At 37.0% G+C, this 22048-nt stretch carries 24 protein-coding genes and 1 other annotated feature; all 24 genes read left to right on the top strand.

Annotated elements, in window-relative coordinates; translation table 11 throughout:
• Positions 1-5: 5 nt before the first annotated feature.
• On the top strand, positions 6-1268 hold the full coding sequence (locus QNJ52_RS04010) for a bifunctional folylpolyglutamate synthase/dihydrofolate synthase (protein WP_219492365.1): 1263 nt from the start codon (positions 6-8) through the stop codon (positions 1266-1268).
• A gap of 157 nt (positions 1269-1425) precedes the next feature.
• Positions 1426-2808, top strand: coding sequence for a YfcC family protein (locus tag QNJ52_RS04005; RefSeq protein ID WP_219492363.1), 1383 nt, complete (start codon positions 1426-1428; stop codon positions 2806-2808).
• Between the two features lie 169 nt (positions 2809-2977).
• Positions 2978-3715, top strand: coding sequence for a prepilin peptidase (locus QNJ52_RS04000; RefSeq protein WP_283721920.1), 738 nt, complete (start codon positions 2978-2980; stop codon positions 3713-3715).
• Positions 3715-4386: a RadC family protein gene (gene radC, locus QNJ52_RS03995; RefSeq protein WP_219492357.1), complete on the top strand. Its 672-nt coding sequence runs from the start codon at positions 3715-3717 to the stop codon at positions 4384-4386. The genes QNJ52_RS04000 and radC overlap by 1 nt, the downstream gene beginning before the upstream one ends.
• Entirely contained in the window at positions 4386-4748 is a 363-nt protein-coding gene (locus QNJ52_RS03990; RefSeq protein WP_283721919.1) for a hypothetical protein, read from the top strand. Before radC ends, QNJ52_RS03990 begins: the two co-directional genes overlap by 1 nt.
• Before the next feature lie 266 nt (positions 4749-5014).
• Positions 5015-6754: an ABC transporter ATP-binding protein gene (locus QNJ52_RS03985; RefSeq protein ID WP_219492353.1), complete on the top strand. Its 1740-nt coding sequence runs from the start codon at positions 5015-5017 to the stop codon at positions 6752-6754.
• The gene (locus QNJ52_RS03980; protein ID WP_219492350.1) at positions 6751-8484 is read left to right on the top strand and encodes an ABC transporter ATP-binding protein; all 1734 of its coding nucleotides are present in this window, start codon (positions 6751-6753) and stop codon (positions 8482-8484) included. The genes QNJ52_RS03985 and QNJ52_RS03980 overlap by 4 nt, the downstream gene beginning before the upstream one ends.
• A 4-nt stretch (positions 8485-8488) precedes the next feature.
• Entirely contained in the window at positions 8489-9010 is a 522-nt protein-coding gene (locus tag QNJ52_RS03975; protein ID WP_219492349.1) for a GNAT family N-acetyltransferase, read from the top strand.
• 9 nt (positions 9011-9019) lie between these two features.
• The gene (locus QNJ52_RS03970; protein ID WP_219492346.1) at positions 9020-9430 is read left to right on the top strand and encodes a DUF4930 family protein; all 411 of its coding nucleotides are present in this window, start codon (positions 9020-9022) and stop codon (positions 9428-9430) included.
• A 151-nt stretch (positions 9431-9581) separates the two neighbouring features.
• Complete coding sequence (gene nagZ / locus QNJ52_RS03965; protein WP_283721918.1) at positions 9582-10721, top strand: beta-N-acetylhexosaminidase; 1140 nt, start codon at positions 9582-9584, stop codon at positions 10719-10721.
• Between the two features lie 29 nt (positions 10722-10750).
• Entirely contained in the window at positions 10751-11614 is an 864-nt protein-coding gene (gene mreC / locus QNJ52_RS03960) for a rod shape-determining protein MreC (protein WP_219492341.1), read from the top strand.
• A complete protein-coding gene (gene mreD, locus QNJ52_RS03955) occupies positions 11614-12117 on the top strand; it encodes a rod shape-determining protein MreD (protein WP_219492338.1) in 504 nt (167 codons plus the stop codon). Before mreC ends, mreD begins: the two co-directional genes overlap by 1 nt.
• A gap of 51 nt (positions 12118-12168) precedes the next feature.
• Positions 12169-12240, top strand: a sequence feature (ribosomal protein L21 leader region).
• 13 nt (positions 12241-12253) lie between these two features.
• Positions 12254-12562, top strand: coding sequence for a 50S ribosomal protein L21 (rplU, locus tag QNJ52_RS03950; RefSeq protein ID WP_012657190.1), 309 nt, complete (start codon positions 12254-12256; stop codon positions 12560-12562).
• Positions 12562-12882: a ribosomal-processing cysteine protease Prp gene (locus QNJ52_RS03945; RefSeq protein ID WP_012657189.1), complete on the top strand. Its 321-nt coding sequence runs from the start codon at positions 12562-12564 to the stop codon at positions 12880-12882. The genes rplU and QNJ52_RS03945 overlap by 1 nt, the downstream gene beginning before the upstream one ends.
• Before the next feature lie 10 nt (positions 12883-12892).
• On the top strand, positions 12893-13177 hold the full coding sequence (gene rpmA, locus QNJ52_RS03940) for a 50S ribosomal protein L27 (protein WP_041636048.1): 285 nt from the start codon (positions 12893-12895) through the stop codon (positions 13175-13177).
• 176 nt (positions 13178-13353) lie between these two features.
• Entirely contained in the window at positions 13354-13842 is a 489-nt protein-coding gene (locus tag QNJ52_RS03935; RefSeq protein WP_219492335.1) for a Spo0B domain-containing protein, read from the top strand.
• Positions 13843-15132 (top strand): GTPase ObgE, encoded by a 1290-nt coding sequence (gene obgE / locus QNJ52_RS03930; RefSeq protein WP_219492333.1) that lies wholly within the window; start codon positions 13843-13845, stop codon positions 15130-15132. It abuts the gene before it with no gap.
• A 12-nt stretch (positions 15133-15144) separates the two neighbouring features.
• Positions 15145-15591 carry an ACT domain-containing protein gene (locus QNJ52_RS03925; protein ID WP_219492331.1) on the top strand — a complete coding sequence of 149 codons (447 nt, stop codon included), beginning with the start codon at positions 15145-15147 and terminating at the stop codon, positions 15589-15591.
• Between the two features lie 8 nt (positions 15592-15599).
• A complete protein-coding gene (gene ruvA, locus QNJ52_RS03920; protein ID WP_219492329.1) occupies positions 15600-16181 on the top strand; it encodes a Holliday junction branch migration protein RuvA in 582 nt (193 codons plus the stop codon).
• Between the two features lie 15 nt (positions 16182-16196).
• Complete coding sequence (gene ruvB / locus QNJ52_RS03915; protein WP_219492326.1) at positions 16197-17210, top strand: Holliday junction branch migration DNA helicase RuvB; 1014 nt, start codon at positions 16197-16199, stop codon at positions 17208-17210.
• Positions 17211-17212: 2 nt separating this feature from the next.
• Entirely contained in the window at positions 17213-18235 is a 1023-nt protein-coding gene (gene queA / locus QNJ52_RS03910) for a tRNA preQ1(34) S-adenosylmethionine ribosyltransferase-isomerase QueA (protein ID WP_283721917.1), read from the top strand.
• An 11-nt stretch (positions 18236-18246) separates the two neighbouring features.
• A complete protein-coding gene (tgt, locus tag QNJ52_RS03905) occupies positions 18247-19386 on the top strand; it encodes a tRNA guanosine(34) transglycosylase Tgt (protein WP_219492322.1) in 1140 nt (379 codons plus the stop codon).
• An 11-nt stretch (positions 19387-19397) separates the two neighbouring features.
• Complete coding sequence (yajC, locus tag QNJ52_RS03900) at positions 19398-19676, top strand: preprotein translocase subunit YajC (protein WP_219492320.1); 279 nt, start codon at positions 19398-19400, stop codon at positions 19674-19676.
• A 63-nt stretch (positions 19677-19739) separates the two neighbouring features.
• Complete coding sequence (gene secDF, locus QNJ52_RS03895; protein WP_219492317.1) at positions 19740-22031, top strand: protein translocase subunit SecDF; 2292 nt, start codon at positions 19740-19742, stop codon at positions 22029-22031.
• Positions 22032-22048 lie beyond the last annotated feature (17 nt).

Below are 22048 nucleotides of genomic sequence, written 5' to 3'. Positions count from 1 at the left end.
TGACTATGAATTATTTAGAGAGTTTATATTGGATACATGAACGCTATAAATTCGGTATTAAACCTGGTGTAAAACGAATGGAATGGATGCTCGACAAACTCGATAATCCTCAGCACAAGATAAAAGGTATTCATGTTGTAGGTACGAATGGAAAAGGGTCGACTGTAAGCTATCTTAAAGATGCACTTATAGCTAACCATTATGAAGTCGGTACATTTACAAGTCCATATATTGAAACGTTTAACGAGCGTATCAGTTTAAACGGTCAGCCGATATCTGATGAGGAAATCGTGCAACTCGTTGACATTGTGAAGCCAGTAAGCGAACAGCTGGAAGTAGAAACAGATCTTGGTACTGCAACAGAATTCGAGATTATTACGATGATGATGTTTGTCTATTTTGGTGAAGTTCATCCTGTAGACTTTGTAATTGTTGAAGCAGGACTGGGAGCAAAGAATGACTCTACAAATGTATTTACACCGGTCATGTCGATATTAACATCGATTGGGTTAGATCATACAAATATCATCGGAGATACTTATTTAGATATCGCTAAAGAAAAAGCGGGTGTCATTAAAGTTGGCGTACCGTTAGTCTATGCGGCAAAGAATGAAGATGCACAGGAGTATATCGATGGTGTCGTCGCTGAAAAGCATATCAAAGGGATTAAGCTTGGTTGTGACATTCAACTCATTCAAAATGGAAATGAATTTACATTCCGATATAAATCTTACGAACTTGAGGCGATTGAACTGAAGATGATCGGCGCGCATCAGCAGGAAAATGCAGCGCTCGCGATTGCTACATTGCTTGAAATGTACGATAGAGGTATGCTTCTTCTGGACTTTAATAAAATGATTCAAGCCATTGAAGATACAACGTGGACTGGTCGTATAGAGAAAATTCAGGAGGGTCCGACAATTATATTGGATGGCGCACATAATGTTGAATCAATTGAAGTATTAGTCGATACGATGAAATCTCATTATGCAGGTCATAAGATTGATGTGTTGTTCTCCGCAATCGATGGAAAACCAATCGGTCGCATGTTAAAGTCGCTTGAAGAAATAAGCGAGCATTTCTATGTGACAACATTTGATTTTCCTAAAGCGCTGCCGCTCGACACTTTATATGAACATGTCGAACATGATAAACGAATTAAGGTAAAAGATTACGCAGATTTTATCAGAAACTATGAAGGTGATGTACTGCTTGTAACAGGAAGCCTGTATTTTATTAGTGCCGTTAAAGATAAATTAAGACAATAAATTTTGTTAAAAAAATAAACTTTCGGAAAATGTAGGAATTAAGAGATTCGTACATTGCCGAAAGTTTTTTGTATTCTGAAGAATAAATGCATTTAAAATCTGAAATTTTTGAATGTACTTTATAAATTAGGGAATGCTAACAAAAAGGGGGAATTGTATGAATTTTAAATTAAAGATGCCGCATACATATTTACTACTGCTTATAATTGTCTGTCTCGCAGCTTTCATGACATATATCATACCTGCTGGAGAATTTGAACGTCAGAAAGTAGAAGACCGAACAGAAGTTATCAATGGTTCCTATCATCATGTAACGCAATCACCAGTTGCACCAATTGAGATATTTAGGTCTATTCCGAACGGTCTAATAGAAGGTGGAGAGATTATCTTCTATATATTTATCGTCGGTGGAGCTTTCGGTATTATCCATCGCACCGATGCCATTACTACTGGCGTTAACGCATTAATGGAACGTGTCGGTCGTCATGGAAGATGGCTGATTCCGATTACGATGACTATGTTTAGTATTCTTGGGTTTTCAATTGGTCTTAGTGAAGAGACAATTATATTTGTACCCATTGGAATTGCATTAGCGACAGCACTAGGATATGATGCCATGGTTGGAGCTGCAATGATCGCTCTAGGTGCAGGGATTGGATTCTTAGGTGGCATGATTAATCCATTCACGGTCGGAATCGCACAAAGTATAGCGGAAGTACCGTTATTTTCTGGTTGGGGCTATCGTACTTTGATCTATCTACTTGTCTTATTTACTGGCATTCTTTATGTAATGCATTATGCTAAGAAAGTTAAGGCGCATCCCGAAAAAAGTTTATTATATGATGTGAACGTAGAAGAGAGAAGAACAATGAGTGATGATGTGCTCGATACTAAATTTGATTCTTTTAAAAAGCGTCATGCTGTTATCTTAGTGATTCTAGCTGCAACGATAATTATCAATGTTTATGGTATATTCAAGTTTGGCTGGTTTTTAACACAGATGAGTGCAAACTTTCTAATTATGGGTATTGTTGTCGGAATCATTGGAGGACTCGGGGTTAACGGGACATTCGATGCATTGCTTGAAGGTATGAAGGATATTCTGTTTGGTGCGATGATTGTCGGTTTTGCTAAGGCTATTGTTGTCGTACTCACTTCTGGTAAGATTATTGATACAATTGTTTTTCATATGACAGATTTTATAGACCATCTACCCGCTGCCTTTTCAGTAGTCGCAATGTTCCTGACACAGCTTATATTGAACTTCTTTATCCCTTCTGGTTCAGGCCAGGCGATGACTACAATGCCGATTATGGTGCCTATCAGTGACCTTCTGGGGATTAATCGACAGGTTGCCGTTATGGCATTCCAATATGGGGATGCAATCAGCAACAATATCATTCCGACAAGTGCCAGTCTTATGGGCTTATTAGCAGTCGCTGGTATTCCATATAATAAGTGGTTGAAATTTGTCTGGAGAATTTCTGCAATATGGATTTTGATATGTCTTGGAGGACTGATACTTTATATGTATCTTTAAAAAATAAAATATTACTAAAATTAAAAAACTGCATAAATTATATGCAGTTTTTTAATTTTAGTCTAGAAATTTTTTAATAGATGTATCAAAATCACGGTTATTTTTAAAAAATGCACTTTTTACAGGATTTACTTTTTGTTATATATTATAAGCGAAAGTGAGGTGAATTATGACAGTCATCATTTTTTTGCTCGGTGCGTGCTTTAGTTCGTTTATAAGTTGCGTCAATGACCAGAACGGTTTATTTCGTCGTTCTAGGTGTCTTAAGTGTCATCATAAACTATCAGCTAAAGATTTGATTCCAGTCATTTCATATTTCATGCTAAAGGGACGATGTAAATATTGCAGCATACATATACCGACTGAATTGTTATGGGGTGAATTATTAATGGGTGCTGCTTTTGTATATATATTTTCCTTAAATAGTATAATTCATAATAATATTGCGCTTACAATCACAATTTTTTTAATCCCACTTTCGATCATTGATATTGAAACATATACTATTCCTAATCAATTACTTACGTTATTCTTTTTTTGCTTAATGACAGGTTATACGTATCTATTTATCTTTCATAGCGAAACAATTTCCGAGATAAGATTTGAACATATTATAATCAAATTACTGATTATTATTCTTCTGCATATTTTCTTCTTCTTAACGAAAAGTATCGGATATGGAGATATCAAACTTTTCGTAATTTTACTTATTTTTCTGCCAATCCCTTATTACATTGCAATGTTCTTTATGACATATCTAATTGGAGGTTTTGCCAGCATGATATTTTTATCCTATAAAAGAAATTTAAAGAAGATTCCGCTTGTCCCATTTATTGCTGCAAGTTTCTTTGTGGTGATGTATTTGTACCAGGATATTAAATATATTTATTTTGGAGGGTTTATTTAATGCAGACGGTTGCACTGGAATCTGATAAACCGAGAGAACGTCTTCTGACTTATGGTGCTGCACAGTTAACAAATCAAGAACTACTATCTCTTATTATTGGTAGCGGTGTTCGAGATGAAAGTGTTTATACGGTGGCACAGCGTTTGCTGGAACATATAGGTCATATTGGAGATTTAAGATATACGACGTTTCAGGAGCTGATCACAATTAAAGGCATAGGCGAGAAGAAAGCAGCGATGATTCTTGCCATTATTGAACTTGCCATAAGAATGCATACGCATACGAAAGAAGCAAGAATCAAAGTGAAATCACCTGCATGTGCAGCAAATTTATTGATGGAACGTCTGCGTTATATGACACAGGAGCATTTTATCGTATTATCACTGAATACAAAGAATATCGTGATGCACGAATCAACGATATTCATCGGTTCACTGAATGCATCTATCGTACATCCGAGAGAAGTATTTAAAGAGGCGGTTAAAAGAAGTGCAGCAGCAATCATCGTTGTGCATAATCATCCTTCTGGAGATCCAGAACCGAGCTATGAGGATATAGAAGCTACAAAACGTCTGATTAAATGTGGAGAGATCTTCGGGATAGACGTACTGGATCATATTATTATAGGAGATGGTTATTATGTCAGTATAAAAGAAAAGGGGATACTTTAATGGGACTTGATATGTATTTCTATGTTGAAGATAAAGCAACACGTGAACGTATAGAACTTGCATACTATAGAAAGTTCAATGCATTGCACAGATATTTTGATAAGAAATATCAGCTGGATAATCCTGGGCAATGTGAAGTGACCTCTCAGGACCTTCTTTATTTATTGAGCGCAGTAAAAGCTATACAGTCTCGTCCTGATGATGCACCTATGAGACTCCCGTATTATACAGGGCCGTTCTTTGGTTCATATGAATACGAAGCGATATATTTCGGCCACATCTCTCAGCTTCATAAAGACTTAAAACGCTTAATATCAATAGATAAAGAAAAATATCAAATACTGTATTTAGCAGATTACTAATCTTCGATTTTCGAAATTTATTCATATAAACTATTGAAATTTTCAGAAGATTAAATTATGATGGAGATAACTTATAGAGAAAGGAGGAAAATAAGATGAACAAATTAATACATTTTGTATTGATACAACAAGAAATTCAATATTTTCCTCGTGCAGTGCATAAATTTATGTGATTGCAGGGAGATCTCTCTAGATATAAAAGCGCACATGCTTTCATTTTATGGGAGTGTGTGCTTTTTTGTGTTTAAGGAGAAAGGAGATGGAATATGTTTGATGTTTTAAGTAAGTTAAGCTGGTTTTTTAAACAGGAGAAGAAACGTTATATTATTGCGATCATCGTTTTGTTAATAGCAAATGTAATTGAAGTCATTCCACCATGGTTAATTGGTCAGACGATAGATGCAGTTAACTTGAAGACGTTGAACGCATCAAAGTTTAACTGGATAATGCTTGTCTTCCTAATTACGATTATCCTTAGTTATATCATCAATTTCTTATGGCGTTATCTACTCTTTAATGGATCTCAACTGCTTGAGAGTATGATGCGCAGAAAGTTGATGGCAAAGTTTCTGACGATGAGTCCGGGATTCTATGAGAAAAACAGAACAGGAGACTTGATGGCCAAAGCGACAAATGACTTAAGTGCAATTCGTATGACTGTTGGTTTCGGAATATTGACATTAGTCGATAGTACGACTTACATGATTACAATTATTGCAACAATGGCAGTCCTTGTATCCTGGAAATTAACGTTAGCTGCATTATTACCGCTTCCATTTTTAGCGATAATCGAGCAGAAACTCGGTAAGATGATTCATGAACGCTATACAGTGAGTCAAGATGCATTCGGTGAAATGAATGACAGTGTACTTGAGTCTATAGAAGGAGTTAGGGTATCGAAAGCGTTTGCTCAGGAAGAAAATTTAAACGAACGTTTCCGTCATATGACCACAGATGTAGTAAATAAATTTATCCACGTAGAGAAACTTGATGCGTTATTCAAGCCTCTAACTATTATTATTACGGCTTTAAGTTTTATGATTGCGCTAGGGTATGGAAGCTTTCTGGTCAATCAAGGTGAAATTACGGTCGGTGCATTAATATCATTTAACGTCTATTTGAATATGCTTGTATGGCCAATGTTTGCAATCGGCATGCTCTTTAATATTATGCAGCGTGGCAATGCATCATTGGATCGTGTAATGGAAACGTTAGATGCTCAGGATGCCTTACTGGAACCGATTGACCACGTTGTACCTGACGACCATAATGTTGCATTTGAAGCTGTGACGTTCCAATATCCATCGAGCGAAACAGTCAATCTATCAAATGTTTCGATCCACCTGGACTCGGGAGATACTTTAGGGATTGTTGGTCCGACTGGAAGCGGAAAGACGACATTAATTAAGCAGATACTAAAAGAATATCCACTTGGACGAGGGGAGATAACTTTAGGAAATGTTGCTCTGGATCGACTAACAAAAAAAGAAGTAAGAGATAAAATTGGTTACGTATCCCAGGAAAATATCTTATTCTCAAGGACAATTCGAGAAAATATTAAGTTTGGTAAAGACGATGCGACCGAGGAAGAGATCGCTGAAGCTATACGCCTTGCAAACTTTGATGAAGATATCAAAAGACTGCCATCTGGTCTGGATACATTGGTAGGAGAAAAAGGGATAGCGATATCTGGAGGTCAAAAACAGCGTATCTCGATTGCACGTGCGATGATTAAAAATCCAGATATTCTTATACTTGATGATTCTTTAAGTGCTGTAGATGCAAAGACGGAAACAGCGATTATCGAGAATATAGAATCTTCACGTAAAGGTAAGACAACCATTATTTCCACGCATAGACTTTCTGCTGTACAGCATGCCGATCATATTGTCGTGCTCTCTGAAGGAATCATTGTACAAGAAGGTACACATGATGAACTAATTGCACAGGATGGATGGTATAAAGAACAGTTTAATCGACAACAACTAGGAGGTGAGTCGTCATGAGTACGACGAAACGTCTCTATCATGAAGCAGTAAAAGAAAAGAAATTATTTATCGCAGGTTTTATCATTCTTTTCTTTGCAGTCGTTACTGAATTATCAGGTCCGATAATAGGAATGTATATTATCGATCATCATATCAAGGATGCCGGTGAAATAATCAATATGCAGCCTATATTTCAGCTGCTTGGATTATATTTCCTTATTGCTTTAATCTATGCAATTATGAGTTATTATCAGACAATTGCCTTTCAGACAGCGGGTTCGAATGTTATAAAACATCTACGAACAAACTTGTTTGAACATATTCAGAAATTACCGATAAAATACTTTGATAACTTGCCTGCTGGAAAAGTTGTTGCAAGAATTACGAATGATACTCAGACGATTCTTGAACTTTTCACAGTGATGCTTCCGACATATATCGCAGGTTTTGCAAATATCTTAGGGATTATTATTGTCATATTCTATTTTAATGCAAAAGTAGGACTGCTGGCATTGATTGTTGTACCATTATTGTTTTTCTGGCTGTTGATCTATCGTAAGGTTTCAGATAAATATAATCATATCGTTCGTGAACGAAACAGTGATATGAATGCGATGCTGAATGAATCGATCAATGGGATGGCGATTATTCAGGCTTTCAATCAAGAAGCGAAGATACAGCAGGAATACGAAGAGCTGAATAAAGAGTATTTAAAGAACTATGAACGAATTATTAAGCTAGATTCATTAACAAGTCATAATTTGATGGGAATTATACGTTCTGCGGTGTTTTTAATCATGATCTATATATTTGGTCAGTCATTCTTATCGAATGAAGCGACATTAACAGCAGGAATGATGTATATTCTTGTAGATTATTTGACGCGATTATTTAATCCAATGTTCAATATCGTTAATCAGCTAAGCGTATTGGAACAAGCACGTGTATCAAGCAATCGTGTGTTTGAAATGATGGATGAAACGCCAGAAATCATTGAGCAGGACGAACTGGTGATAACACGTGGAGAAGTGAAGTTTCAAGATGTATCGTTTGGCTATAAAAAAGATGAACTTGTCCTTAAAAATATTAATATCCAGGCAGCACCTGGAGAGACAGTTGGTTTAGTCGGTCATACAGGTTCTGGTAAAAGCTCCATTATGAATCTGCTCTTTAGGTTCTATGACCCAACAAAAGGGCAGATTCTAATCGATGGAGTAGATACGAAGTCGGTGACAAAAGCTTCTATGAGAAGTCGTATGGGTATCGTCTTACAGGATCCATACTTATATACAGGTACAATTCTAAGCAACATTACTTTAGGTGATGAAAGTATATCACGCCAAACTGCAGAGCATGCCTTAATGCGCGTAGGCGGTCACCGCGTACTGCAGTCGCTTGAGGCAGGGATTGATACTGAAGTTGTAGAACGTGGTGCCACTTTATCGAGCGGACAGCGTCAGTTAATTTCATTTGCACGTGCACTTGCATTTGATCCAAAAATACTGATTCTCGATGAAGCAACAGCTAGCATAGATTCAGAAACTGAAGCGATGATTCAGCAGGCGATGGATGTATTAAAGAGTGGACGTACAACATTTGTTATCGCACATCGACTGTCTACAATTAAGAATGCAGATCAGATTATCGTGCTGGATAAGGGTGAGATTATTGAGCATGGCACACATGAAGAATTAATTGCACTTCGAGGTCAATATGCTAAAATGTATGCATTACAGTCAGGTAGGTAATGAGATGCTTATTATTAGGGATATGGATGAAGACAGTGCACAGGCAATCAGTCTATGGAATTTTGGAGAGGCATATGCACACTATAACCTGAATGGCGAACAAAGCGCTATTCAGGAATTTTTGCATGGACATTATTATGTTGTATATAAGGATGATGATATATTTGGTTTTTTTTGTGACGGTGATAGCGCCCAAGTCGATTTTATGTCGACAAATTTGTATGAGATAGACTTTGGTTTCGCGCTGAATCCAAAATTTATCGGTCAAGGGTATGGCAGGTCCTTTATTAAGATGATCATGCACTTTTATCATGCGTATCAAGATGTCTGTCATTTCAGACTCACTGTTGCATCATTTAACACGAGAGCGATCTATTTATACCATCGCATTGGATTTGAATTTAATAAGGAAATATCGATGATTGAAGATGGAGTACTCACGAAATTTTACGTAATGTCCCGTGATTTCCATCTTAAGACGGATGAAGCTATCCCTGTTTTACATTATAGTTATGTAAGAAGGTAGGGGGTCCGAATGTTTAAGTTTTTGAAAGCAATAATAAAATTAACACTGATTGTGACTGTATGTATCATGATATATTTAATTATACAGCTCAATCCGTTTGCAAATAATCCGAATCAACCAGAGAATGAAAGAGAAGCAGTCACATACAACCTCGAAGATAATGCATTATTTAGAAATATTCCTTTATCTCAAGTTAAAAATGCATTTAATTTCATGGACAAGCAGGAGTTTATGGCAGTTTCAGGTTTAAGTTTAATGGGATATAACGATGAATATCTGGCTGGTAAGCGTGGTAATGATTATATTCTCTATCGATTTGGGGAACAGCAAGTACAAGTTTATGCTGATGAGTATGCGCTGGATCAAGCATTAACAAAACGCAGTCAAAGAATTGAATTAAAGGATATTTCAGCCTATTAATGGTATGATAAATACACCAATAATATAACTTGAACTATGCATAGAAAATGTATGTTATTTTCTGTATAGTTCTTGTTTTTTTATAAACAACTTGAAATATAACTTAGAATGTTATCATTCATAAGTCCCACACTATGAACTAGGAGAATATATGAAACACAATCACTTTATTTTAATTCTACTTATTCCTGTCTTTTTAATATTAACTGCATGCAATAATCATAAAATAGCTAAAGTACAACATCCTATCGTTGAAATACAGAAGTTATCACATGTTAATCTGACCACTTATTACGCAAGTTCAATGACACTTGAAGAAAAGATAGCGCAACAGCTCGTGCTGGGCTTTAACGGTACGGATTATAATGCAGCCTTAAAAAGATACTCTGCTCGCAAAATTGGTGGTGTTATTTTGTTTAAGAGAAATATAGTGAATGAATCTCAAGTAACGCAACTGAATCGGGATATCTTTCACAATGCCACTGACATACCGATGTTTATCGGAATAGATCAAGAAGGCGGCAGAGTGAATCGATTGCCAGCTTCTATAAAAAATATTGAATCCGCCTACACAATAGGTTTATCGCATGATAAACAGTATGCATATCAGCAGGGGAGATATATTGGAGAAAATGTGAAACGTATGGGATTTAATCTGGACTTTGCACCTGTACTGGATATTTGGAGCAATCCAGTGAATAAAGTAATTGGAGACAGAAGTTTTGGTCACGATGCAAATACAGTGTCGGACATGAGTCGTTCGTTTCGTCGAGGCATAAACGATAGCGGAATCATTACGAGTGGCAAACACTTTCCAGGGCATGGAGATACGGTTGCAGATAGTCACGTGACACTACCTGTGAGCAATAAATCACTTGATGAGCTTATGAAGTTCGAACTGCTTCCATTTAAACGACATATTGATGATGGAATCGATATGATAATGGTCAGCCATATTTCATTTCCGAGCATCGATAGTAACTACCCGGCATCTATCAGTAAAGAAATTGTGACAAATATATTAAAGAAAAGGCTCGGGTATAAAGGCGTTATCATTTCAGATGATCTAAATATGGGTGCAATCAGTAATCGCTATTCTTTGAATGAGGCAGTTGTTCGTGGGCTTCAGTCAGGTGAGACAATCATGCTCATCGGAAGTGATGCTGTAGATGTTGATACACTGATTCAATATGTTAAATCGAATGTTGAAAACGGCAATATAGATAAAAAAATAATTGATGAAAATAATGAAAAAATAATCAGATTAAAGCTTAAATATGGTATCTTATAATATATTGAATATTCTATAATGAGGTGTTAATGTTGCCTAATTTCTACAAAAGAAATAAACTGGTCTTTATTTTATTCGGGCTGATTGTCTTTATCGTATTCGTCGGTGTATCTTTAAAAGAGCGCGCAACTTCTACAGCAGAAGCATTTGCTGGAGATACCGTTGCAGCTGGTCAGCGTATTGTATCCTATCCTGCTATGTTTGTAACATCGAACTTCAGCAATGTAATACATATGTGGGATGCTAATGAAGAAAATAAGAAGCTCAAACAAAAGATAAAGGGGTTTGAGCAGGTGGAAGCTGATAACTATAGGCTTGATAAAGAGAACCAAGAATTACGTCATGCCTTAAAGACAGAAAGTATTTCCATCTATGAGCCTGAAATTTCAACTGTCATCAGTAGAAATCATGATCAGTGGATGAATACGATGATCATTAATAAAGGGAAATCTTCCGGTTTCAAAGAGAATATGGCTGTAATTACGACTGAAGGATTGGTCGGTCGACTAAAGAAAGTAAATAGCTACTCATCACAAGTGGAAATGATTACTTCAAATGTTAAAGCAAGTAAAATTAGTGTCACGCTTCAGCAGGGTGATGAAGAAATCTTCGGTATGGTAGACCATTTTGATGATAAGAAGAACTTGCTGGTAATTTCTGACATTGATAATAACGTTAAAGTTAAAGTTGGAACGAGAGTTGTGACAAGTGGACTTGGAGGTCAGTTTCCTAAAGGAATTCTTATAGGGAAAGTTAAAAAAGTAGAAAATGATGAGTATGGTCTTAGCCAGATTGCGTATGTTGAAACTTCTGCAGATTTAAAAGGTCTTTCCCAAGTATATATCGCGAAGAAAAGTCCCAAAGCTGTTACGCTTGAAGGAAGTGGAGAATAATGCAAATCATTATTTTTCCTGCTATCGCATTGTTGCTGTTACTTATAAATAATTTAATAACGACATTTATGCCTATAAACTTCTTTGGATATGAGCTCTACTTTATACCCCACCTCGTATTAATATACTTGCTGATACTAACGGTATATAAGAATCCGAAAATTGCACTGATCTTAGCCATTTTATTTGGTATTCTATGTGACATTTACATTGGCAATATATACGGGCTCTATACATTTGGATTTATTATTGCAGTGTTGCTGATGGACCAGCTCTTTAAAGTTTTTTATAAAGACTTAAAGATGATGATTGCTTTATTGCTGTTATTTGTATTGTTATTCGAAAGCTTTAAGTTTATAACAGTTAAGGTACTTGGGCTGGCCACAACAGGTGGTTTTGGATTTGTTTTCACGCATTTAATTCCGACATTACTTATTAATTTCCTGTTTATTATCATTGTGTTTCCGATACTTCTTAAAATATTAGATAAATATACAATTTAAAATTGACTATTTACAATTCTGATGATATCATATTGAAGTTGAGTAGTTTCAAGCTACATACAACCGCACAACTTTAGGTTTAAGTGAGTGATCCACCTAAAGATGGCGTGACTTATAAATAATAGGAGGTGCAAGTATGTTTGCAATTATTGAAACTGGTGGAAAACAATTAAAAGTTGAGCAAGGTCAAGAAATCTGGGTTGAGAAATTAAACGCAGAAGAAGGTTCAACATTCACGTTTGATCAAGTATTAATGGTTGGTGGAGAAACAGTTAAAGTTGGTTCACCTGTAGTTGAAGGTGCTACTGTTACAGCGAAGGTTGAAAAACACGGTCGCGGTAAAAAAATCACTGTATTCAAATACAAACCAAAGAAAAACTACAAACGTAAACAAGGTCATCGTCAACCTTACACAAAATTAGTTATTGAAGCGATTAACGCGTAATGATTAATGTTACCGTCTTGGTCAATGAAGATGGACAAGTAACTGAGTTTACTATGGAAGGCCATGCGGATAGCGCACCTCATGGGCAGGATCTTGTGTGTGCGGGCGCATCAGCAGTTGTATTTGGTAGTATGAATGCAGTTATGGGTTTGACAGATGAAAGACCCGATATTGATTATGCAGATGATGGCGGTTATTTTACTGCTAGAGTTGTAGACCTTAATAATAAGGAAGCGCAACTGATCATACAGTCAATGCTCGTGTCGCTACAGACAATTGAAGCTGAATACGGACAGTATATAAAATTAAATTATAAGTGAGGTGTAACTCATGTTAAAATTAAACTTACAATTCTTCGCATCGAAAAAAGGGGTAGGTTCTACACGTAACGGTCGTGACTCTGAATCAAAACGTTTAGGTGCTAAACGTGCTGACGGTCAATTCGTAACTGGTGGTTCAATTTTATACCGTCAACGCGGTACTAAAATTTTTGCTGGTGAGAACGTAGGTCGTGGTGGAGATGATACGCTTTACGCTAAAATTGATGGCGTTGTTAAATTCGAACGTTTCGGACGCGACAAAAAGAAAGTATCAGTATACGCTGAAGCGAAATAATGTGAATCGTGGGACTTGGGACAGTTGTCTCAAGTCCTTTTTCATTTTATTTAATACCGGACATGTACAAAATCCTCAATGATTTTGTATGCTGTCCTTTTTTTATCACACATAATAGTGTTCGTCTGACGTATACAAAGTGTTATTCCATGTTATACTATATAAGAGGTGAGGAAATGAATCGCCGAGATATATACTTTAAGATGAAACATGATTTTGCAAACCAATTGCAGTTGATAGATACATATACACAGCTCGGAGAACATGAGAAAAGAGATAGACTTATACAAAGCGTTGTCATGTCATTTAAAGATGAACAAGACTTTTTAAAGTTGCCATTAAATCAGACGATTGATTGTTACATACGATACAAAATAGAACAGCATAAATTTGACTTCGCATTTGAAATAGGTACGCTATCAAGTGCAATTGGCTTATATGATAGGCGTGTTTCGTCAATATTTAATGATGTGTTTGCAGATGCCGGACATCGTATTGAAGAAAAGGGACTGATAACGATCAGTATCTTTGAAACTGAAGCTGCATTTGAACTGTTATTTGTTTTAACAGGGAGGATTATGGATAAAGCGATACATCCGGCAATAACTGAAATGAATCAGAATTTAGTAGAATATGAATATGAAATAAATAAAAGAGGTGTCTAAATGTTTATAGATCAGGTAAAGATTAATTTAAAAGCAGGAGATGGTGGTAACGGAATCGTTGCTTATCGTCGTGAAAAATATGTTCCACTCGGTGGACCATCAGGTGGGGATGGTGGAAAGGGTGCCTCAATTGTATTTGAAGTAGATGAGGGTCTCAGAACACTGCTTGATTTCAGATTTCAACGTATGTTTAAAGCGGAACAAGGTGAAAATGGACAGTCGAGCAATATGCATGGTCGCGGAGCGAAAGATCTAGTGTTAAAAGTTCCGCCTGGCACAGTTATCAAAAATGCAGAGACGGGTGAAATTATTGCAGATTTGGTGACACATGAACAGCGTGCAGTAGTTGCACGTGGCGGTCGTGGTGGACGAGGAAATTCCCGCTTCGCATCTGCAAGTAACCCTGCACCTGACTTCTGTGAGAATGGTGAACCGGGTGAGGAAATAGAAGTTTCACTCGAATTAAAGTTACTGGCAGATGTTGGCCTCGTTGGGTATCCAAGTGTAGGTAAATCTACTTTACTATCGATTGTTTCTAAAGCAAAGCCTAAGATCGGTGCCTATCACTTTACTACGATTAAACCAAATCTTGGTGTAGTTCAGACGAAAGATCAACGTAGTTTTGTGATGGCGGATCTTCCAGGGTTAATAGAAGGAGCATCAGAAGGTGTTGGGCTTGGACATCAGTTTCTTAAACATGTTGAGCGTACGCGTGTTATTATCCACATGATCGATATGGGACGTACGGATGGTCGTGATCCATTTGAAGACTATACAACGATAAACAAAGAATTGAAGCAATATAATGAAAAGCTTGCGCGTCGTCCTCAAATTATTGTAGCGAACAAGATGGATATGCCAAATGCTGAGGAATATTTACAGGAATTTAAATCTAAATTGGAAGAAGACGTTGAAATCATCGAACTGAGTGCGGCAACGTATCAAAATATTGATACATTACTATATAAAACCGCCGATATATTAGATGAAACGAAAGATATCGATTATGATCTAGATGAAGAAGCGAGTGCAGTTCATCGTGTCATGTATAAACATGAGAAATCAGTGGATCATTTTGAAATTACGCGTGATGACGACGGTGCATATGTCGTAAGCGGTAACTCGATAGAACGTCTGTTCAAGATGACAGACTTCACAAGAGATGCGTCGGTGCGCCGTTTTGCTAGACAAATGCGTACGATGGGTATCGATGATGCACTGCGTGAACGTGGGGCAAAAAATGGAGATACAGTACGTATTCTGCGTGGTGAATTTGAATTTATTGAATAGAAGGTGTATTTAATGACGACACAAAAGAAATTTTATTTAATACGTGAAGATGTACTGCCTGAATCTGTAAAGAAGACACTATTGATCAAGGATCTACTCGATAAGAATCCTAAACTATCTATCTTTGATGCCGTTAAAAAACATGATTTATCACGAAGCGCTTATTATAAATATAAGGATACGATCTTCCCGGTTGATGAAAAGGCGCGTGAGAAGAATTTGACGATAATGGTACAAGTGGATGATAAGGTCGGACTTTTAAGTAAGATACTATCCTTTATTGCGTTACAGAATGGGTCAGTATTAACGATACATCAGACCATTCCGATTAAAGAGAAGACGACCATTACGATTTCATTGAATGCTACAAATATCGACATGACAATTAACGAACTTATTGAAGCAATTGGTTCGATAGAGCATGTTAATGATGTAAAGCTCCTTGGAATGAGCTTATAGGAGGAACTATGTACGCATATTTAAAAGGTAAAGTAATAACAGTACTGCCAACGCATCTTGTAATTGAAGTGAGTGGGATAGGATATGAATGTCTAACTCCGAACCCTTACCGGTTTAATCATCAGTTAAATCAGATGATTACACTTCATACACAGCTTGTTGTAAGAGAAGATGCACAGTTACTCTATGGTTTTAAAGATGAGGAAGAGAAAGCGATGTTTAACGCTTTGAATAAAGTAACAGGAATTGGACCAAAATCAGCGCTTGCAATATTAGCTACAAGTACTCCTCAAGAGATTATTAGAGCAATTGAGTCGGAGAGTGAAAGTTATTTAATTAAATTCCCAGGAATAGGGAAGAAGACGGCAAGACAAATCATTCTAGATTTAAAAGGTAAATTGACGATTGCGGATGAAAGTGAATTATTTAAAGAAGTAAATGATACACTATTAAACGAAGCATTGCTTGCATTTGAAGCATTAGGATATTCAAAGCGAGAGATTTCTAAGATTGAAAAAGAGCTCAAGAAAAAACAGTTTAGTAGTGTGGATGAGTATGTAAAGCAAGGATTGCAGATGTTTGTGTCATAAAAAGGATGTGTTATTTTGGACGATAGAATCGTTGATAACAATTTAATTGATCATGATGAAGTTGAAGAAGAACTCTCTCTTAGACCAGAGCGACTTTCCCAATATATTGGACAGCATAAGATAAAGGAGAATCTTGATGTTTTTATTCAAGCTGCAAAGCTCAGAAATGAAGCGCTTGATCATGTACTACTCTATGGGCCGCCAGGATTAGGTAAGACGACGCTCGCGAATATTATTGCGCATGAACTCGATGTCAATATCAAAATTACATCTGGTCCTTCAATTGAAAGACCAGGAGATTTAGCAGCAATCTTGTCGAGCCTAAATGCGGGTGACGTTTTGTTCATTGATGAAATTCATAGAATATCACGTGTTGTAGAAGAAGTACTCTATCCTGCGATGGAAGATTTCTGCTTAGATATTGTAGTTGGAAAAGGAGAGGAAGCGCGAAGTATCAGAATCGATCTTCCTCCATTTACGCTTGTTGGAGCCACTACGCGGGCAGGAAGTTTGTCAGCACCGCTTAGGGATCGATTTGGCGTCCATCTGAGATTGGATTACTATGAGATAAAAGACTTGTCCCATATTGTGTCAAGAACAGCAGATGTGTTTGAGGTTTCAATAGATGCACAATCTGTACAGGAAATTGCGCTAAGAAGTCGAGGTACTCCAAGAATAGCGAATCGACTGTTAAAGCGTGTAAGAGATTTTGCACAAGTTAGAAATAATGGACTAATTGATATTGAAATGACGACGCATGCATTGAACCTATTACAAGTGGATCAATATGGACTTGACCATATCGATCACAAGATTTTACGTGCCATCATCGAACGTTACAATGGTGGACCAGTAGGATTAGATACGATTGCAGTCTCCATAGGAGAAGAACGCATAACTTTAGAAGATGTTTATGAACCTTACTTGATTCAAAAAGGCTTACTAGAAAGAACTGCACGAGGGCGTGTTGCAACTGTACATGCCTATGAACATCTGAATGTGCCATACGTTAATGAAAAGAGGAAATAATTGTGGATGTAAATGAATTCGATTTTAACTTACCGGAGTCTCTTATTGCTCAGACACCATTACAAGACCGTACAGCAAGTCGACTCCTTACACTGAATAAGCATACCGGTGAAATCAAGCATACAAACTTTAGATCGATAATCGATTACTTGAATGCAGGAGATACTTTAGTACTGAATGATACGAAGGTTATGCCAGCACGATTGTTCGGTTTAAAGGAAGATACAGGTGCGAAGATTGAAATGCTGATGCTGACAGAACATGATAACGGCTGGGAAGTTCTGATCAAGCCGGCAAAGCGTGTTACGATTGGAACGCGCATATCATTCGGTGAGGGTAAGATTATTGCAACTTGCGTGGAGGAACTTGATCAGGGCGGCCGAATTATGCAGCTGAGCTATGATGGGATACTTCAGGAGCGTCTGGATGAGCTTGGGTTGATGCCTTTACCCCCTTATATTAAAGAAACACTAGAAGACCAAAGCCGATATCAGACAGTCTATGCACGTGCTACGGGAAGTGCAGCTGCGCCTACTGCAGGATTACATTTTACAGAATCTTTGCTTGAAGATATTAAAGCTAAAGGTATTAATATCGCATATATCACGCTGCATGTAGGTCTCGGTACATTTCGTCCGGTGAGTGTCGATGATGTTGAAAGTCATAAGATGCATAGTGAATATTACGAGATGAGCGAAGAAACAGCAAAGCTATTAAATGACACACGTAATGGTGGAAACCGAATTATTACAGTAGGTACAACCTCAACACGTACGTTAGAGACAATTGTGGATGATTCCGGTCATTTTACAGCACAGAGTGGCTGGACGGATATCTTTATTTATCCAGGTTATTCGTTTAAAGCAGTGGATGCGATGATTACAAATTTCCATCTCCCAAAGTCAACATTAGTGATGCTTGTTTCAAGTCTTGCAACGAAAGAATTTATAATGAATGCATATCATGAAGCTGTGAACGAAAAATATCGATTTTTCAGCTTCGGAGATGCAATGTTTATCTATTAAAGGAGAGAACTATGAACGCAGTAACATATGAACATATAAAAACTTGTAAGCAATCTGGCGCACGCCTTGGTATTGTGCATACACCACACGGTTCATTTGAAACACCGATGTTTATGCCAGTAGGTACGCAAGCTACAGTTAAGACGATGAGCCCGGAAGAATTAAAAGCGATGAATGCAAAAATTATTTTAAGTAATACGTATCATTTATGGTTACGTCCTGGGAATGATGTTATCCGTGAGGCGGGAGGATTACATAAGTTTATGAACTGGGACGGTCCGATTCTTACAGATAGTGGCGGTTTTCAGGTATTCAGCTTAAGCGATATGCGTAAGATTGAAGAAGAAGGTGTGCATTTCAGGCATCATCTGAATGGTTCTAAATTATTTTTAAGCCCTGAAAAAGCAATGCATATTCAAAATGATCTTGGCTCAGATATTATGATGGCTTTTGATGAGTGTCCACCGATGCCGGCAACCTATGAATACGTTAAAGCGAGTATCGAAAGAACTTCACGCTGGGCAGAACGTTGCTTAGAAGCGCACCAGCGTCCCCAGGACCAAGCGCTATTTGGTATTATTCAAGGTGGAGAATATGAGGATTTACGCACACAGTCTGCAAAGGATCTTGTTTCGATGGACTTCCCGGGTTATGCTATTGGTGGTCTGTCTGTAGGTGAACCAAAACCAATAATGTACCGAATACTTGAACATACGACGCCACTTATGCCATTTAATAAACCAAGATATCTAATGGGCGTTGGTTCTCCGGATGCGTTAATTGAAGGTGCGATTCGTGGTATTGATATGTTTGACTGTGTATTGCCGACACGAATTGCAAGAAACGGAACATGTATGACATCTAAAGGACGCGTCGTTGTGAAAAATGCTAAATATGAAAGAGATTTCACACCGTTAGATGAAAAATGTGACTGCTATACATGCAAAAATTATACGAAAGCCTATTTACGCCATCTGATTAAAGCGGATGAAACATTTGGTATTCGTTTAACGACAATTCATAATCTGCATTTCTTGCTTAATTTAATGGAACAAGTGCGTGAAGCGATTCGAAATGACCGTTTATTAGATTTTAAGGAAGAATTTTTTGAAGAATACGGATTAAACGTTGAAAATCCGAAAAACTTTTAGGAGGTACAGAGATGAGCCCAGAAACACAAGCATTGTTAATCAATTTATTACCATTAGTCGCAATTTTTGCAGTTGCTTACTTTTTTATGATTAAACCCCAGCAAAAGCGTACGAAAGAACAGCAGCAGCTGATCAGAAATTTAAAGCGTGGAGATAAAGTCGCTACAATCGGAGGATTACAAGGAACTGTTAAATCTGTAGATAATCAATTTGTTACTTTAATCGTCAATAATAAAGGTACTGAAATGACATTCGAAAAACAAGCGATAAAAGGAGTATCTAATAAATAATTTTGATTCCTTCAGAATTTAGATGTATACTTTTTACATCAAAAGGATTATAGAGGTGAAAGTGTGAAGAAACGTAGCAGAATCGTTGCCCTTTTGCTGCTGACTATATTATTGTTCAGTACAATGGGTGTAACAGCAAAAGACATTATGAATAAAGTAAATCTCGGCTTAGATCTGCAAGGTGGCTTTGAAGTACTTTATAAAGTTGATAAACTTGAAAAAGAAGATAAGATCACACCAGAAGTTGTTAAAGCCACGAGCAAGACCCTTGAATCTCGTGTTAACGTACTTGGAGTAAGCGAACCTAAAATTCAGATTGAGAATAAAGATAGAATTCGAGTACAGTTAGCAGGCGTTAAAAATCAGAATGAAGCGAGAAAGATATTATCGACAAGTGCCAATCTGACAATTCGTGATGCAAATGACAAATTGTTATTAAGCGGTAAGGATCTTGTTCAAGGCGGTGCAAAGCAAAGCTTTGATCAGACAAACAATGCACCTGTTGTTACTTTAAAATTAAAATCAGCTGAAAAATTTGCTAAAATCACTAGAAAAATCTCTCAACAAGATCCAAATATAATGGTTATCTGGATGGATTTTGAAGAAGGTAAGGATAGCTACGAGAAAGAAGCAAAAAAAGAACAGCAGGGAAAACAACCAAAATATGTGAGTGCAGCAGGTGTATCACAGGAAATCAACTCCCAAAATGTTGAAATTTCAGGTGGATTTAATGGAGAAGATGGTTTAATTCGTGCAAAACAAATTGCTGATCTATTAAATTCTGGTTCACTTCCAGTGAAATTAACAGAAGTATATTCAACATCTGTTGGTGCACAGTTTGGCCAGGATGCACTACATGATACTGTATTGGCATCTGCAATTGGTGTCGGATTAATCTTCTTGTTCATGATACTCTATTACAGATTACCAGGAACTATTGCCGTAATTTCATTGTCGGTCTACATCTGGTTAACGATGATCGCCTTTAATTTGATTTCAGGTGTTTTGACATTACCAGGCATTGCCGCGCTCGTTCTAGGTGTAGGTATGGCAGTCGATGCAAATATCATAATGTATGAACGTATTAAGGATGAAATTAGAATCGGAAGAAGTATCAAACAAGCCTTCAAAAAAGGCTCGAATTCATCTTTCTTAACAATATTGGATGCCAACTTGACAACTGTACTGGCTGCATTAGTGCTATTCTTCCTTGGAACGAGTAGTGTAAAAGGGTTTGCAACGATGTTACTGCTTGGTATAATAATGATCTTTGTTACGCAAGTATTCTTATCACGTTTCTTACTCAAACTTGCTGTAAACTCCGGAATGTTTGACAATAAGTTTTCATTCTTTGGTGTCAACAGAGCGCATCGTCATGATATTGCAGAAGGTATGGATGTTCAGGATTTAAAATCAGCCTGGGAACGTATTGATTTTGTGAAGTTAGCAAAACCATTGCTAGGCTTATCATTAGCATCAATTATCATTGGAAGTATCATTGTTACGATGATGGGATTAAATTTAGGTATCGACTTTAAGAGTGGTTCACGTGTAGACATTAAAAGTGAACAAGTATTAAAAGAAGATGGACTTAAAAAAGAGCTAGAAACGTTAAAGATGCCAAGTGAAAATGTTGTCGTAAATGCTGAAAATCCAAAAATGGCATCTGTACAATATAAAGATCCGTTAACGAAGGAACAAATCAATGATTTAAAATCAACATTCTCTAAAAAATATGGACATGAGCCAAACGTAAACACGGTATCAAGTGAAATTGGTAAAGAATTAGCGAAAAATGCGATTAAATCCGTGATTATCGCTTCAATCGGAATCATCATCTACGTTACATTCCGTTTTGAATGGCGTATGGGACTGACATCCGTATTATCTTTATTACATGATGCATTTTTAATCATTGCATTCTTCACTATATTCCGCCTGGAAGTAGACGTTACATTCATTGCAGCAGTTCTGACCATTATAGGTTATTCAATTAACGATACGATCGTTACATTTGACCGTGTCCGTGAGAATCTACATAAGATTAAAGTTATCACAACACCAGAACAAATCGATCATATCGTAAACAGTTCGATTCGTCAGACGATGACGCGTTCAATCAATACGGTGTTGACAGTATTAATCGTAGTTATCGCATTAATGTTACTCGGTGCAACAAGTATCTTTAACTTCTCGGTTGCATTGCTTGTCGGATTAATTTCAGGCGTCTTCAGTTCAGTCTTTATTGCAGTACCACTTTGGGGAATGCTAAAGAAACAACAACTGAAAAAATCAAACGGCAAACTTATTGTTTATGAAGAGAAGAAACCGAACGAAGAAAAAATCTACGTCTAATAGCTGACTATTGATCG

Origin of the sequence: Macrococcus sp. S115 (assembly GCF_030067655.1) — a bacterium.
Taxonomy (GTDB): Bacteria; Bacillota; Bacilli; order Staphylococcales; family Staphylococcaceae; genus Macrococcoides; species Macrococcoides psychrotolerans.
Note: the sequence above shows the minus strand (reverse complement) of the source record. Positions and strands in the feature narration are given on the sequence as shown.